General features: G+C 72.3%; 14 protein-coding genes. 6 read left to right on the top strand and 8 right to left on the bottom strand.

Annotation, left to right across the window (positions count from 1 at the left end; translation table 11 throughout):
* Nucleotides 1-4: 4 nt before the first annotated feature.
* Complete coding sequence (locus tag ACT26F_RS15175) at nt 5-631, bottom strand: class I SAM-dependent methyltransferase (RefSeq protein ID WP_471671382.1); 627 nt, start codon at nt 629-631, stop codon at nt 5-7.
* Nucleotides 632-702: 71 nt separating this feature from the next.
* Between ACT26F_RS15175 and ACT26F_RS15170 the strand changes: the two genes are divergently transcribed.
* From ACT26F_RS15170 to ACT26F_RS15160, 3 genes are read left to right on the top strand one after another with little or no spacing between them, the layout of a single operon-like run.
* On the top strand, nt 703-2,283 hold the full coding sequence (locus tag ACT26F_RS15170; protein ID WP_471671381.1) for a GDSL-type esterase/lipase family protein: 1,581 nt from the start codon (nt 703-705) through the stop codon (nt 2,281-2,283).
* A 60-nt stretch (nt 2,284-2,343) separates the two neighbouring features.
* Complete coding sequence (locus tag ACT26F_RS15165; RefSeq protein ID WP_471671380.1) at nt 2,344-3,810, top strand: flavin-containing monooxygenase; 1,467 nt, start codon at nt 2,344-2,346, stop codon at nt 3,808-3,810.
* Nucleotides 3,807-4,970 carry a zinc-binding dehydrogenase gene (locus ACT26F_RS15160; protein ID WP_471671379.1) on the top strand — a complete coding sequence of 388 codons (1,164 nt, stop codon included), beginning with the start codon at nt 3,807-3,809 and terminating at the stop codon, nt 4,968-4,970. The genes ACT26F_RS15165 and ACT26F_RS15160 overlap by 4 nt, the downstream gene beginning before the upstream one ends.
* 21 nt (nt 4,971-4,991) lie before the next feature.
* Here ACT26F_RS15160 and ACT26F_RS15155 read toward each other — a convergent pair whose 3' ends face one another.
* The 7 genes from ACT26F_RS15155 to ACT26F_RS15125 form a co-directional block, all read right to left on the bottom strand.
* A complete protein-coding gene (locus ACT26F_RS15155; protein WP_471671378.1) occupies nt 4,992-5,975 on the bottom strand; it encodes a prenyltransferase in 984 nt (327 codons plus the stop codon).
* A gap of 34 nt (nt 5,976-6,009) precedes the next feature.
* Nucleotides 6,010-6,723: a class I SAM-dependent methyltransferase gene (locus ACT26F_RS15150; RefSeq protein WP_471671377.1), complete on the bottom strand. Its 714-nt coding sequence runs from the start codon at nt 6,721-6,723 to the stop codon at nt 6,010-6,012.
* On the bottom strand, nt 6,710-7,957 hold the full coding sequence (locus tag ACT26F_RS15145) for a glycosyltransferase family 4 protein (protein ID WP_471671376.1): 1,248 nt from the start codon (nt 7,955-7,957) through the stop codon (nt 6,710-6,712). Before ACT26F_RS15145 ends, ACT26F_RS15150 begins: the two co-directional genes overlap by 14 nt.
* 71 nt (nt 7,958-8,028) lie before the next feature.
* On the bottom strand, nt 8,029-9,528 hold the full coding sequence (locus tag ACT26F_RS15140; RefSeq protein ID WP_471671375.1) for a ferredoxin--NADP reductase: 1,500 nt from the start codon (nt 9,526-9,528) through the stop codon (nt 8,029-8,031).
* Nucleotides 9,525-10,358 carry an FAD:protein FMN transferase gene (locus ACT26F_RS15135; protein ID WP_471671374.1) on the bottom strand — a complete coding sequence of 278 codons (834 nt, stop codon included), beginning with the start codon at nt 10,356-10,358 and terminating at the stop codon, nt 9,525-9,527. Before ACT26F_RS15135 ends, ACT26F_RS15140 begins: the two co-directional genes overlap by 4 nt.
* 13 nt (nt 10,359-10,371) lie before the next feature.
* Nucleotides 10,372-10,845: an FMN-binding protein gene (locus ACT26F_RS15130; RefSeq protein WP_471671373.1), complete on the bottom strand. Its 474-nt coding sequence runs from the start codon at nt 10,843-10,845 to the stop codon at nt 10,372-10,374.
* A gap of 190 nt (nt 10,846-11,035) precedes the next feature.
* Nucleotides 11,036-11,497, bottom strand: a complete 462-nt coding sequence (locus ACT26F_RS15125) for a VOC family protein (protein ID WP_471671372.1) — start codon at nt 11,495-11,497, stop codon at nt 11,036-11,038.
* A 59-nt stretch (nt 11,498-11,556) separates the two neighbouring features.
* Here ACT26F_RS15125 and ACT26F_RS15120 point away from each other — a divergent pair, with 59 nt between their 5' ends.
* The 3 genes from ACT26F_RS15120 (at nt 11,557) to ACT26F_RS15110 (ending at nt 14,759) form a co-directional block, all read left to right on the top strand.
* Nucleotides 11,557-12,714, top strand: coding sequence for a DUF952 domain-containing protein (locus ACT26F_RS15120; RefSeq protein WP_471671371.1), 1,158 nt, complete (start codon nt 11,557-11,559; stop codon nt 12,712-12,714).
* Between the two features lie 62 nt (nt 12,715-12,776).
* Nucleotides 12,777-14,144: an FAD-dependent oxidoreductase gene (locus tag ACT26F_RS15115; RefSeq protein ID WP_471671370.1), complete on the top strand. Its 1,368-nt coding sequence runs from the start codon at nt 12,777-12,779 to the stop codon at nt 14,142-14,144.
* 120 nt (nt 14,145-14,264) lie between these two features.
* Nucleotides 14,265-14,759 (top strand): SixA phosphatase family protein, encoded by a 495-nt coding sequence (locus ACT26F_RS15110; RefSeq protein ID WP_471671369.1) that lies wholly within the window; start codon nt 14,265-14,267, stop codon nt 14,757-14,759.
* Nucleotide 14,760 lies beyond the last annotated feature (1 nt).

Raw genomic sequence — 14,760 nt, 5'->3', positions numbered from 1 at the left:
CGGGTCAGGGGCGTTCGAGCACGCGCAGGCTGCCGGTGTGGGCGACCTCGACGAAGCCGTCGGCGAGGGCGCGTTCATAGATGTGGAACGGGGCCTGTCCGCCGTCGTTCGGGTCGGGGAAGACGTCGTGGATCACGAGGGCGCCACCGGGTCGGACGTGCGGTGCCCAGCCGGCGTAGTCGGTCTGCGCTGCCTCCTCGGTGTGGCCGCCGTCGACGAAGACGAGGTCCACGGGCGTGCCCCAGAACGCCGAGACCGTCCCCGACCGGCCGACGATCGGGACGACGACGTCCTCGAGCCCGGCCTCCCACATCGCCCGACGGAAGACCGGCAGTGTGTCGAAGGCTCCCGTCTCCGGGTCGACGAGCGAGGCGTCGTGGTACTCCCACCCGACCTGGTGCTCCTCGGAGCCCCGATGGTGGTCGACCGTCACGAGCGTCGCCCCGGCCTCGCGCGCCACGTGGCCGAGGTGGACTGTCGACTTGCCGCAGTACGTGCCGATCTCGACGAGCACCCCACCTGCCGACGCGTGGGTGGCGGCGGCTTCGCGCAGGGCGGCCGCCTCGTCGTCGGGCAGGAACCCGCGGACGGCGTCGGCGATGCGGACCAGGTCAGGGGGCAGGATGCTCACGCGCGCACTCTACGGGCAGCTTTTCAGGCGGTTGTGACTGGTGGGACTGGAGATTCCCGTAGAATCCTCCCGTGCCCCGCCCCGTGCTGCTGTGGACCGCTGCCGCCCTGGCAGCGGTCTCCTTGTGTGTGGCACCGGGTGCCGAGGCGGTCCAGACGGGCCCCGACGGGACGATCCGGGCGACCGTGTCGGCCGCGAGCCGGGCCGCGAACGACGGCGACGTCGTGACCCCCGACCCCGACGCCCCTGACTCCGGTGACCCCCGCGTCCTGGTGTTCGGCGACTCGATCTCGTCGGGATCGCGCTACAACGCCACCGGCACGGACGGCCGCGCGAAGGCCTGGTGGGCCTGGGTGGCGCAGTCCGCCGGCGTTGACCCGGCCGACGTCATGGTCAGCGCCGAGGCCGGCAGCGGACTCGTCGCACGTGGCAGGACCGGCGCCGCAACGTGCACCGGCACCACGTTCGGCCAGCGCCTCGGTGCGATCGCCGCCAACGACCCGGACGTGATCCTCCTGGAAGTGGGCCGCAACGACATCTGGAAGTGCGAGAGCCACCAGCGCATCGCCGTGAGTGCCGCCGAGCGCCGCAGCATCGCGACCGCCTACTTCGAGGACCTGGCCCGCGCCACCGACCTGCAAGGTGTCGACCCGTCGAACGTCTACGTGATGACTCCGTGGGGCTCGACCAACGGCACCGGCAACATCGCCGTCACGGCCACCTACGAGGACCTCGCGCGCGCACACGGGTTCACGTGGATCCCGCTCCCCTCGCTCACCGCCGCGCACACCTTCGACGGAGTGCATCCGACCGCCGCCGGCGCGAAGACCCTCGCGACGTGGGCCATGCGGGCGTCCGACATGACCACCGCGATCCGGTCGCGCGGCACGAGCCACGGCCGGGTCGCCTCCGGTGCCCTCGTGCGCTGCAGCGGTCTCGCGGCGTGCCGTGCCTCCGGCGCCAGGACGTATGGCTACGGCAAGGTCACCCGGAGGATCTGGGGCGCTCCCGTCCGCACCAATCGGCACTACGCGGCGCACCGGCTGACGACGTCGGGCCGTGCCGTCACCCCGATCCTCGTCACCTCGACCGCGAGCGGTTGGCGTCGCGAGACCCTCGCGGCCGGCACGGCCGTGCAGACGTCGCAGCCGGTCGCCGGCGACGTCGCGTGGTGGGGTCAGGCGCCCGCCGGCGTCGGCGGCACGAGCGGTCACCTCGCGATCGTCGAGAGCGTCGCCAAGGACCACTCCTCCGTCCTCGTCTCCGAGGTGACGTCCCACGGGACGTTCCGCACCGTGCGCTACTCGGGCGCCTCCCAGCCCCGCGCCTTCCTGCGCTTCACCCGCGCCGGCGGGAGCCCCGTGGGCGTCGTCTCGTCGGTCACCGCGACGCGTCGCTCCGTCACGGTCACGGGTCGGGCCGCAGACACCGATCGGCCCGCCATCGGCACGCGCATCCGGATCAAGGTCACGCAGGGGCGGCGCACGGTCGTCGTCACCGCCAGGAATCCCAGCCGCTACGCGTTCTCGCACCGGTTCACGGTGCCCCGACTGCGCCCCGGCAAGGCCACGGTCGTGGTCGTCGCCCTCGACGCCCCGCACAGCCGTGGATCGGCACGCGTGCTGGCCCGGCGCACCGTCACGATCGGCTGAGCTCGCCCTGATTCTCGCGTCGTGGCACGTCGCCCACGTGTCGCGCGTCACAATCGTGGCATGACTGCGCAGAACGTCGACGTCCTCATCGTCGGAGCCGGGCTCTCCGGCATCAACATGGCCTACCGCATCCAGCAGGCCAATCCCGGACTCACCTACGCGATCGTCGAGCGCCGCGAGCGCATCGGCGGCACGTGGGACCTGTTCCGATACCCGGGCGTGCGCTCGGACTCGGACTTCTTCACGCTCTCGTACCCGTTCCGGCCGTGGCGCGGGAAGGACGCGATCGTCGACGGCGAGCAGATCCGCAGCTATCTCGAGGACACCGCACGCGAGGCCGGCATCGACCGGCGCATCCACTTCGGTCGCCTCGTGGAGTCGGCCGACTGGTCGTCCACCGACGCCCGCTGGACCGTCCACACGACCGGGCCCGACGGCCCCGAGGAGTGGACCGCGCGCTTCGTGGTCGCGTGCACCGGCTACTACGACTACGACCAGCCGTACGACCCGGGCTTCGCCGGGATCGAGGATTTCGGCGGCACCGTCGTGCACCCGCAGTTCTGGCCCGAGGACCTCGACTACTCGGGGAAGAAGGTCGTCGTGATCGGCAGCGGCGCCACGGCCGTGACGGTCGTCCCCGCGATGGCCGGCACCGCGAGCCACGTGACGATGCTGCAGCGCACGCCGTCCTACCTGATCGCTCAGCCGAAGGGCGATCCGATCGCCGACGCACTGCGCAAGGTCGCGCCCGCCGGAGTCGCGCACCAGGTCGTGCGGGCCAAGAACATGATGCTGCAGTGGGCGCTCTACCAGGCCTGCCAGCGCGCCCCGAAGCAGATGCGCTCGTTGATCCGCAAGGGCGTCGTCGCCGGCACCGGCTCCGAGGAGATCGCCGATCGCGACTTCAACCCGCCGTACGACCCGTGGGACCAGCGGCTGTGCATCACCCCGCACGGCGACATCTTCGCCGCCATCAAGTCCGGCGACGCGTCGGTCGTCACGGCCGGCATCGACCGGTTCGTCGAGAACGGCATCCGGCTCGACGACGGCACCGTGCTCGAGGCGGACGTCGTCGTCACCGCGACCGGGCTGACCATCAAGATCCTCGGTGGCGCGAAGCTCACCGTCGACGGCGAGCCGCGCGATCCCGCGGACTCCTACGCCTACCACGGCGCGATGCTCAGCGGCCTGCCCAACCTCGCGTTCTGCGTCGGCTACATCAACCTGTCGTGGACGATGCGCTCGGACATGACGTCCCGGTTCGTCGCGAAGGTGCTGCGCCGCCTGCGCGAGACGGGCGCCGTCTCGGTCGTGCCGCGCATGGACGGCACGCCGGCGGCGACGCCGCTCATGGACATGCAGTCGGGCTACCTGCGGCGCGGCGCGCACCTCATGCCGCGCGCGACGCACGCCTACCCGTGGTCGTTCCGGCAGAACTTCCTCGTCGACTCGTGGTCGACCAACCGGGCCGACCTCGACGACGGTCTCGTCTGGACCGCCGCCACGACCACCGGGATCCCGGCGTGAGGGCCGTCAGCGTCCACGAGGGCGAGCTGACCGTCGTCGACCTGCCGACCCCGCAACCCGGCCCCGGACAGGTGCTCGTCGCCGTGACCCGCGCGGGGATCTGCGGCTCGGACCTGCACGCCCGGGTGCACGCCGACGCGAGCGCTGACGTCGCCGCCGAGGTCGACTACGACCGCTTCATGCGGCGCGCCGACCACGTCGTGATGGGCCATGAGTTCACCGGCACCGTCGCCGCGTACGGGGCGAAGTGCCGGGCGCGCTGGGACGTCGGCACCCCCGTCGTGGCGTTGCCCGTCGTGAAGCGCGACGGCCGGGTCGACATGACCGGGCTGTCCGAGTACGCGTCCGGCGGCTATGCCGAGTACGTGCTCGTGCAGGAGTCGATGACGTTCGAGGTCCCGGGCGGGGCCGACCCCGACCGCGTCGCGATGACCGAGCCGCTCGCGGTGGCCCACCACGCCGTGAACCGCAGTGAGATCTCGAAGAAGGAGGTCGCACTCGTGATCGGCTGCGGCCCGATCGGGCTCGCGGTGATCCTCATGCTCAAGGCCGCCGGGGTGCGGACCGTCGTGGCGAGCGACTACTCCGCGGGCCGGCGCGCCCTCGCCCGCCGCTGCGGCGCCGACGTCGTCGTGGACCCCACGGTCCAGTCGCCCTGGGATGCGTACGACCGACCGGCGACCCACGTGACGTCGGCGCCCGACTACTTCGGGCAGGGCATCGAGGTCATGCGCGCCCTGCGTCGCGTTCCCGGGCTGCCGTGGCGGCGGGTCATGCGGCTCGGCGACCGACTCGGCCAGACCCCGAAGGGCCCCGTCGTGTTCGAGTGCGTCGGCGTGCCCGGCGTCATCGAGGACCTCGTGACGCACGCGCCGATCCGCTCGCGCATCGTCGTCGTGGGCGTGTGCATGGAGCCCGACACGTTCCGCCCGACGATGGCCAGCAACAAGGAGATCGATCTGCGGTTCGTGTTCTGCTACGACCCGGCCGAGTTCCACGAGACGCTGCAGCTGATCGCCTCGGGCAAGGTCGACCCCTCGCCGCTGCACACCGCGACGGTCGGACTCGACGGCGTCGCCGCCGCGTTCGACGCGCTCGGCGACCCCGAGACGCACGCGAAGATCCTCGTCGACCCGGCCAGCTCCGTCACGTCGCCGTGAGGTGAGTGGCGGTCGCCCGGGTCAGCTGCTCCCGAGGAATCCCGCGGCGGGCGTGACGTCGTGCAGGGCGTCCCACGCGAGCAGGGCGGTGCCGGCGGTCCACGTGGACTGCTCGACGGGCCAGCGCTTGTCGTCGGAGAAGACCAGCCCCGTCCACCACGAGCCGTCCGGGTCGCGCAGGTGCTGGATGTCGGCATGAAGGGCGGCGGCCGCCTCGCGGCGACCGGCACGGACGAGGGCGAGCACGAGCTCGAGGGTCTCGCCGCCGGTGACCCAGGGGTTGACCGTGACGCACCGCGCGCCGAAGCCCGGGACGACGAACTCGTCCCACCGCTCGTCGAGGCGCTCGGCGGCGGCCGCGCCGTCGAGGACGCCGGTGAGCACCGGGTAGTACCAGTCCATCGAGAACCGCGGCTTGGGCGTGAACAGCTCGGGGCGGTGGACGAGCGCGTGGGCGGCCGCATCGGCGGCGTGCTCCCAGTGCGGACGCGGGTGGCCCCAGCGCTCGGCGAGCCGGGCGGCGCAGCGCAGGCTGAACACGATGCTCGAGTTGCCGGTCACGAGGCAATCGTCGGCGATCTCGCCGCTCACGCCGCGCGCCCACGCGACCGGGCCGTCACCGCGTTGCAGGCCGAGGACGACGTCGACCGCACGCTCGAGCATCGGCCGGAACCGTGCCGTGTCGACCCCGAGCAGCGCCAGCTGCCACAGGCCCGTCGCGACGTAGGCGCAGTAGTTCGCGTCGGTCTCCGGCTCCTCGATGCCGTCGTCGTCGACGCCCGGCCAGTACTTGCGCGCCCACGAGCCGTCGGGACGCTGGGCGTGCGCGAGCCAGTCGTACGCCGCGACGGCCTCGTCGAGCAGTCCGGCCACCGCCAGTCCCATCGCCGCCTGCACGTGGTCCCACGGGTCGAGGTGCCCGCCCTCGAACCACGGGATGGCACCCGTCGGCAGTTGGACCGACTCGATCCACTTCGCGGTGACCTCGGCCTCGGTCGGGGTCACCGGACTCCCCCGAGCGGCGCACCGGTCGCCGACATCAGAACGGCTTCTGGAAGTACAGCGCGACGCTCTTGCCGAGCACGGGGTTGAGGGCCTGCTCGGTCCAGCGCGTGGTCCGCGGCGCCTTCATGAGGTCCCACACGAGCAGCTGGTGGTACGCCCGCACGAGCGGGTGCTGGTCACGCTCGACCCCGACGGCGCACTTGAGCCACCAGTACGGCGCATGCAGCGCGTGGGCATGGTGCTGGTGCACGAAGGTCAGGCCGGTCGCCTCCAGCTTCGCGCGCAGCTCGTCGGCCTTGTAGATGCGGATGTGGCCGCCCTCGTTGGCGTGGTACTCGTCCGAGAGCGCCCAGCAGACCGCCTCGGGCATCCACCGCGGCACCGTGACGGCGAGCATGCCGCCGGGCGCCAGGATGCGCTCGAGCTCGCTGATCGCCTGCACGTCCTCGGGCACGTGCTCGAGGATCTCCGAGGCGAGCACGACGTCGAACGAGCCGTCCGCGTGGGGCATGTCGAGGATCGTGCCGACCTCGATCCGGCCCGCGCCGCCGGGCGGGACCTGGTGCTCGAGCGCCATCGCGGCGAACATGTCGTCGACGCCCTTCAGCTCCACCTCGTCGAGGTCGAAGGAGGTGACGTCCGCGCCGCGGCGCAGGGCCTCGAACGAGTGGCGGCCGGCTCCGGCGCCCACGTCGATGAAGCGGGTTCCCCGTCCGACGCGCAGGCGGTCGAAGTCAACGGTCAGCATGGCGGTTCTTCCTGTTCTCCCGGGACGCGCCGTGCTCGGCGATCACCTTCTCGTAGGCCAGTGCGGTGCGCCGGGCGACGGCGACCCAGCTGTAGCGGTCCAGCGCGCGCTCGCGGGCGGCCGCGCCGAGTCGGGCCCGCTCGGCGGGATCGTCGAGCAGGCGGCCGATCTGCGTGACGAGCGCCTCGACGTCGCCGGGCTCGACGAGCACCGCCGCGTCGCCGACGACCTCGGGCAGCGCTCCGGCGGCACTGGCCACGAGCGGCGTGCCGCAGGACATCGCCTCGACCGCGGGCAGGCTGAATCCCTCGTACAGCGACGGGACGACCATCACCTCGGCCGACGAGATGAGCGCCGCCAGGTCCTCGTCGCTGATGCCGCTGTGCACCGTGACGACCCCCGCGAGGTCGCCCTGGTGGATGCGTCGGTGGGTGGCGCCCTCGGGGTCGAGGTTCGACACGAGGTGCACGTCGATGTCCCGGTCCGTGCGCAGCTTCGCCGCCGCGTCGAGGAAGTGCGGCAGGCCCTTGAGCGGGCTGTCGGCGCTCGCGACCACGACGATGCGGCCGGGCTCGCGACGCGGCGAGGGCCGGAAGAGCTCGGTGTCGACGCCGAGCGGCACGACCGTCATCTGCGCGGGGTCGAGCCGGAAGTCCGTGACGGTGTCGCCGGCCGAGGCCGTCGAGACGCCCAGGATCGTCGGGATGCGCCGCGCGACGCGCGCCTGCATCTTCACGAACGCGTACCAGCGCCGGGTCGTGATCCGCTTCGTCCCGCGCGCGGCGGCGAGGTCGAGGCCGCGGTCGCGACTGATCGGATGGTGGATCGTGGCCAGAAACGGGCGCCGCCGCAGGATCGACAGCAGTCCGTAGCCGAGCGACTGGTTGTCGTGCACGACGTCGTAGCCCGACAGGTCGAGCCGGCGCGCGCGCAGGCTGAAGGTCAGCGGCTCGGGGAAGGCCGCCGTGATCATCTGGCCGTACTCGAGGACGTCGATCCAGTCGCGGATCTCCCGCAGCCTCGGCGTCCGGAACGGGTCGTCCTCGCGGTACAGGTCGAGGCTCGGCACCTTCTCGAGGCGCACGGCCGGATGCAGGTCCTCGGGATACGGCTGACCCGACAGGATCGTGACGTCGTGGCCCAGCTCGGCCAGGCCGGCAGCGAGGTTGCGCACGTACACGCCCTGGCCGCCGCTGTGCTGCTTGCTGCGGTACGACAACAGTGCAACGCGCACGCGGCCTCCCTCGGATACTCGACGGTAGCCATTGTGCCGGGTCGGGCCGCGACCGGCCCGGGCGGCATGACTCAGTACCCGAGGAAGTGGTCGGTGCGGATCCCGGCGACCCGGCCACGCAGACCCGCGGCGACCGCGTCGACCATCCCCGGCGTCCCGGAGACGAATGCGACCCGGTCGGCCAGGTCGGGGACCGCGGCGGCGATCTGGTCGGCGGTCAGCTCGGCGCCGGCGATCACGTGCAGGCGGTCGCCGAGGAAGGCCAGCCGGTCCTCGAACGGCACGGCGTCGGCCGATCGGACGCCGTAGACGAGCTGCACGTCCCGACCCGGCTCGGCCGCCAGCTGGCTCAGGAACGGGGTGATGCCGATGCCGCCGGCCACGAGCAGCAGGGGTCCGTCGGCGGGCCACACGAAGTCGCCGTGGATCGAGGTGACCCGGACGCGGCCGCCGGGTTCGAGGTCGGCGAGGGCGCGCTTGTACGAGGAGCCGGGAGCAGGATGGCGGGTCGCCAGCACGACGTCCTCGCCCGGTGCCGAGACGACGCTCAGCATCCGCCGGCGGCCGCGGGTGTCCACGCCGCGATGCGGCACGTCGAGCTCGACGTACTGGCCGGGCGCGAACGCCAGTGGCCGGTCGGCGCGGAAGACGTACTCGACCGCGTCGTCGGCGACCGTGCGCCGCTCTCGCAGGACGAGCGTGCGGGCACCCTGCCGGAACGCGAACGCGATCAGGCCGGTGACGACCAGGGCCAGCTCGTAGGTCGTCTCGAACGGCGCGCCGGTGAGCGAGTCGCCGGTCACCGCGAAGGACGTCAGCGGCCACGTGAACACGAGCGCGCCGACGACCGCGACGAGGTACTGCTGCCAGCGGCGCGGCGGCAGCGTGAGCGGCTCGCTCAGCATGAAGCCGGCGAACCACACGACCGGGTACGACGTCGCCGCGGTGGTCAGGGCCGTGCCGAGGTCGGTGCCGAACGACGTCAGCCCCCACACCGTCAGGGGGTAGGCCACGACCACGAAGGCGAGCCCCACTCCCAGCCGGCGGGTCCGGTACAGCACCAGGAGCGCGCCGGCGAGGACGAGCCAGAACAGCGCGCCGCTGGCCACCCACCACGCGGTGAACGGGATCGGCCACCCGGTGACCTGCCCGAGCAGCAGGCTCAGCACGATGCCGGCCGCGGCGGGGTTCACGAGGTGCCGGCCGCGCCACGCCACGACGTACTTCGAGGCCTGCGCGAGTGCCGCGACGCCCGCGAGCCACGCCAGCTGCGTCGCGTCGGTGGTCGGCCAGTACAGGAACCACAGGATCAGCGCGGTGACGAGCGAGGACTCCAGGTGCGGGTGCGCGCCGACGAGTCGGCCCACCGCGACGTTCGCGGCGAGCGAGGCGGCGACGATCACCGCGAGGGTCAGCACCATCGCGCCGACCGGGAAGATCGTCGGGTCCAACCGCTCGGCGGCGGCGAGGCCGATCGCGACGACGGCGAGCACCGAGAGGACGAGTGTCACGAGCCGGTACATCGTGAACCGGCCCAGCTGCCGGTCCAGCACCGTCGTCAGCGTGGTCATGCGAACACCTCTCCGGGCAGACCGGCGCCGTGCACGCGCAGGTCGTGGTCGACGGCGATCCACCAGGCGTCGAGGCCGTCGAGGTCGTCGGTGAAGAACGCCGCGGTCGCCAGCCCGTCGGCCCAGCCGGGATCGGCACCGCCGGCCCACGCCGCGAGGACGTGGCGCGTCGGCCGGCCCGAGCGGGCGTCGAGCACGTGGTGGAGGTTGGCTCCCCACGCGCGGCGGTTGGCGGCCGAGCCGCAGATCGCCTCGCCGTCGGGGACCTCGGCGATCCCGATCGCGGACTCGGGATCGCGCGGGTGCTCGAGGGCGACGCGCAGGACGTCGCCGGAGTGGTTGACGATGTCGCCGCTGGCGTCGACGACGCACGGCTGGTCGATCATCGCGGCGACCTCGCCGGCCAGCCACCCCTTGCCGACCGCGCCGATGTCCAGGACGACGGCCGCCGGCACGTGCAGGACGGTGCCGTCGAGCGTGCAGTCGCGCCACGAGGGCACCCGCACGGCGCGGCCATCGGGGGTCAACGAGTAGCCGGAGTCGTAGCCGAGCTGTTCGAGCGCGCCGCCGACGAGGGGGCTGACCGCGCCGTCGGTGAGCGCGAACAGCCGGTCGTAGATCGCCAGGATCGCGGGCGCATCGGCGCCGAGGTCGACGGCGCGTTCCTCCCGGAGCCGGCCGACGGTGGAGTCCTCACGGAAACGCGACCACGTCCGGTCGAACGCGTCGATCCGGTCCGTGATCGCGTTCCGTACGGCGTGGGCGACCGGGTCGGGGGTCCCGATCGCCCACGCGGTTCCGATGGCGTCGAAGTGCCAGTCGGAGCTCATGGGCAGATCCCGCTCAGGCCTGGGCCTGGCTGATGATCTGGTCGATGGCGTCGTTGAAGCCGCCGCTGGTCAACGACGACCCCGACACCTTGCTGACGTCGAGCTCGGTGATCGGCTTGCCGACCACGAGGGCGTCGATCCCGCTCTCGAACTTCTTCTGGTACTGCTCGGAGTTGCCGCCCTCGGCCTGACCGTCGACGTCGAGGTCGGTGATCGTGCCGTCGGCGGAGAGGGTCAGCTCGACCTCGACGCTCTGGGTGCCGGCAGGCGACTGGTAGCTGCCGGTCGCCTCGTACTCGCCGGCCGTGAACTGGCCCGCGGCGCCGGCGGTCGCGTCGGCGGAGGGGTCCGCCGAGGCGGAGGTCTCGGCCGACGGCGTGGAGGTCGCAGAGGCGTCGGCGGGATCGTCCGTGCCGCATGCCGCGAGGGACATGAGGGCGGTCGTCGCGGCGGCGGCAGCGAGGCTGCGGCGCTTCATCGGGGTCATGGCGGGCTCCTGGTGGGGTCCGGATCGCGATGGTTGCGGGTTCAACCGTCGTGCCCACCAACGTAGGTGACCGTTCGGCCGAATACGAGCCCGGAACCCCCGATGAGACCGGTTCCACAGGCACTTCTCAGGCCACTGCCTGCGGGCACCTCGGAAGCGCGCCGGAATCGCTCCGCACCCGTCGGGAACCTCAGTCCAGGCAGAACTCGTTGCCCTCGGGATCGGCCATCACGATGAAGCCGGTCTCCATCGGTGGGGCGGGATCGAACCGTCGCAGCCGCGAGGCGCCGAGCGCGACGAGGCGCTCGCACGCCGCCTCGAGCGCGGCCATCCGCTCGTCGCCCGCCAGCCCGGGGGCGGCACGGACGTCGAGGTGGACACGGTTCTTCGCGACCTTGTCCTCGGGCACCTGCTGGAAGAACACGCGTGGGCCGGTGCCCTCCGGATCCTCGATCGCGGCCCGGGAGTTGCGCTGCTGCGGCGGCACGCCGATCCGCTCGAGGAACTCCTCCCACGCTGCCCACGGATCGCCGTCGGGACCGAGCTCGACGCCGGGCGGCGGCGGGATCGCGTAGTCGAGGACGGCGCGCCAGAAGGTGGCCTGGGCGCGGGGGTCGTGAGCGTCGAAGGTGACTTGAATGGCGAGGCTCATGTCGGCTCCGTTTCGTCGTTGCTCTCGATCCTCGCAGCCGGAACCGACAGGATCGACCTGTGAGCCTGCAGACCCTGTTCCACCTCATCACCGCCGAGCAGTGGCGGGACGTCCGTGACCTCGACGCCTACGCACCGGCCTCGCTGCAGTCCGAGGGCTTCGTCCACCTGTCGACGGCGGCGCAGGTCGCCGGCACCGCGGCGATGTTCTTCGCCGGCGAGCCCGACGTCGTGCTGCTCGAGGTCACCGTGCCCGACGACGATCCGCGGCTGCGGTGGGAGGAGAGCCTCGGGCCGCGCGGCGTCGAGCTGTTCCCGCACTTCCACGGCCCCCTGCCCCGCGACCTCATCACCGCGGCGTCGGTGTGGGCCTCGACCGAGGATCCCGCCGAGCGCCTGCGCCGGGTGACGTGGCAGGAACGCCCCGACGTGCCGCCGCCGCTGCCGCCCACGGCGCACGAGGCGCGCGTGCGGCTCGACGCCGGCAGCCGCCGCTTCGCCCGACTCGGCGAGCCCGGCGCCCACCACACCAAGCTGGTCAGCGCCGAGGCGTTCGGGCTGCCGCTGGCCCACGACCACGGCCTGCCACAGGAGCCCTACGCGGCGGTGCTCAGCTGCTCCGACGCCCGCGTCCCGGTCGAGTTCGTCCTCGGCGCGGCGGCCAACGAGCTGTTCGTCGTGCGCGTCGCGGGCAACGTGCCGGGCCAGGAGTGCCTCGGCAGCCTGCACTACGCGGCGGCGTCCTTGCCGACGCTCAAGGTCGTGGCGGTGCTCGGTCACTCGGGCTGCGGCGCGGTGACGGCGGCGGTCGACGCCCTCGTGCGGCCCGAGTCCTACCTCGCGATCGTCCACGACGCCCCGCTCCGATCGGTCGTCGACGCCCTGCTGGCGGGGGTGCGGCTCGCGGTGCGCGCGGTCGAGGTGGAGGTCGGCGCCGATCCCCTGCGCCTGGACGGCGCGCGCGACGCACTGATCGACCTCGCCGTCGTCGCCAACGCGGCGATCACGGCCCATGTGCTGCGCCGCGACCTCACCGGCCGGGAGGACGTCGAGGTCGTCTGGGCCTCCTATGACCTCGCTCGCCGCAGCATCGGCCGGCCCACCGCGGACGCGTGGCAGCCCGGACTGCACGACGCTCCGCGCGACGAGATCGAGCTCGACGCGGTGCTGCGCGACGCCGCGCGGGCGGCCTTCGGTCCCGCGGTCGGCGAACTGTGACGTGCGTCCCGAATCGCGGGCGGCGTTTTCGAGGCGTGGAGCGGCGTCTTAGGCTTGCCTTTATGACTGTGGACAGGAAGGTGCGCGTCGCCGTCGTCGGCGCCGGGCCGGCGGGCGTGTACGCCGCCGACATCCTCACGAAGACCGAAGACCTCGACGTGACCGTCGACCTGATCGATCGCGACCCGACTCCGTTCGGCCTGATCCGCTACGGCGTGGCACCCGACCACCCGCGGATCAAGGAGATCATCAAGGCCCTCAAGCGCGTGATGTCGAACGAGGACATCCGCTTCTTCGGCAACGTCAACTTCGGCACGGACCTCAAGCTCGAGGACCTGGAGAGCTTCTACGACGCCGTCGTGTTCGCGACCGGGGCGCGCCGCGACCGCGATCTGAACCTGCCGGGCATCGACCTCGACGGCTCGTACGGCGCCGCCGACTTCGTGTACTGGTACGACGGCCACCCCGATGCCGAGCGCACGTGGGACTTCCAGCCGCACGCGAAGGAGATCGCGGTGCTCGGCGTCGGCAACGTCGGCCTCGACATCGCGCGGATCCTGGCCAAGACGGCCGACGAGCTGCTCGTCACGGAGATCCCCGACAACGTGCACGAGGGCCTCAAGAACAACGTCACGACCGACGTCCACGTGTTCGCGCGCCGCGGCCCGGCCCAGGTCAAGTTCACGCCGATGGAGCTGCGCGAGCTCTCGCACTCGCCGACGATCGACGTCATCGTCCACCCCGAGGGCTTCGAGTTCGACCACGGCTCGATGGAGGCCCTGCAGGCGGCCAAGAGCCAGAAGCTCGTCGTCAAGGTGCTGCAGGACTACCTCGCGCGCGAGCCCTCCGGCGCACCGCACCGCATCCACATCCACTTCTGCCAGAACCCCGTCGAGATCCTCGGGGAGGACGGCAAGGTCGTGGGCCTGCGCACCGAGATCACCGAGCTCGACGGCACCGGCAACGTCCGCGGCACCGGCGAGTTCAAGGACTGGCCGGTCCAGGCCGTGTACCGCGCGATCGGCTACTACTCCGACAACGTCGCCGGCCTGCCCTTCGACGCCACCGCGGGCGTGCTGCCGAACGACGGCGGCCACGTGCTCGACATCGACGGCACGCCGATCCCGGGCGTCTACGCGACGGGCTGGATCAAGCGCGGCCCGGTCGGCCTCATCGGTCACACGAAGTCCGATGCCGCCCAGACGATCTCGATGCTCGTCGAGGACCTGCCGAGCCTGCCCGCACCCGAGCACCCCGAGCGCGAGGCGTTCGACCGCTACCTCGACAGCCGCGGTCTGGCGTACACGACGTGGGAGGGCTGGGAGAAGCTCGACGCCCACGAGCTCGCCCTCGGCGAGAACGACGCCCACCCCCGCGAGCGCAAGAAGGTCGTCGCCCGCGACGAGATGGTCTCCATCTCGCGCGGCTGAGCCCTCGCGCGCCGCTGGCGCGGTTCGGTTTACCACGGTCCCTCGGTTTCTTGGCTCCTCCCTCGGCAAGTTCACCGAGGGGAGAGCGTGCGAACCGAGGGACCGTGGTAAACCGTCACCATGACGAGGCGACTGCTGCTGATGCGCCACGGGAAGGCGGCGTGGCCGGACGTGCCGGACCATGAGCGGCCCCTGGCCGAGCGCGGGTGGCGCGAGGCCGGACTGGCCGGCGACTGGATCCGCGAGGTGTTCGGCGGAGTCGACGCGGTGCTGTGCTCGTCGGCCACCCGCACCCGCGAGACCCTGCAGGCCACGGGCCTGACGGCGCCGGCGACCTTCCACGACGAGATCTACGACGGGTGGCCCGGCGCCCTGCTGGCCACCGTGACCGACCACGCCCCGGCCGAGGCGCAGACCGTCCTGCTGATCGGGCACGCCCCCGGCACCCCGGGCCTCGCGGTCCGGCTGGCGAGCGACGACTCCGATCCGACCGTCGTGCGCAACGTCCGCGGCGGATTCCCCACCTCAGCGATCGCGGTGCTCGAGACGGACGTCCCCTGGACCTCCCTCAGCCCAGGGAACGCCGCCCTCGTCGACTACGTCATCGCGCGCTGAC

The organism is Aeromicrobium sp. SP1, from assembly GCF_055663785.1.
Note: the sequence above shows the minus strand (reverse complement) of the source record. Positions and strands in the feature narration are given on the sequence as shown.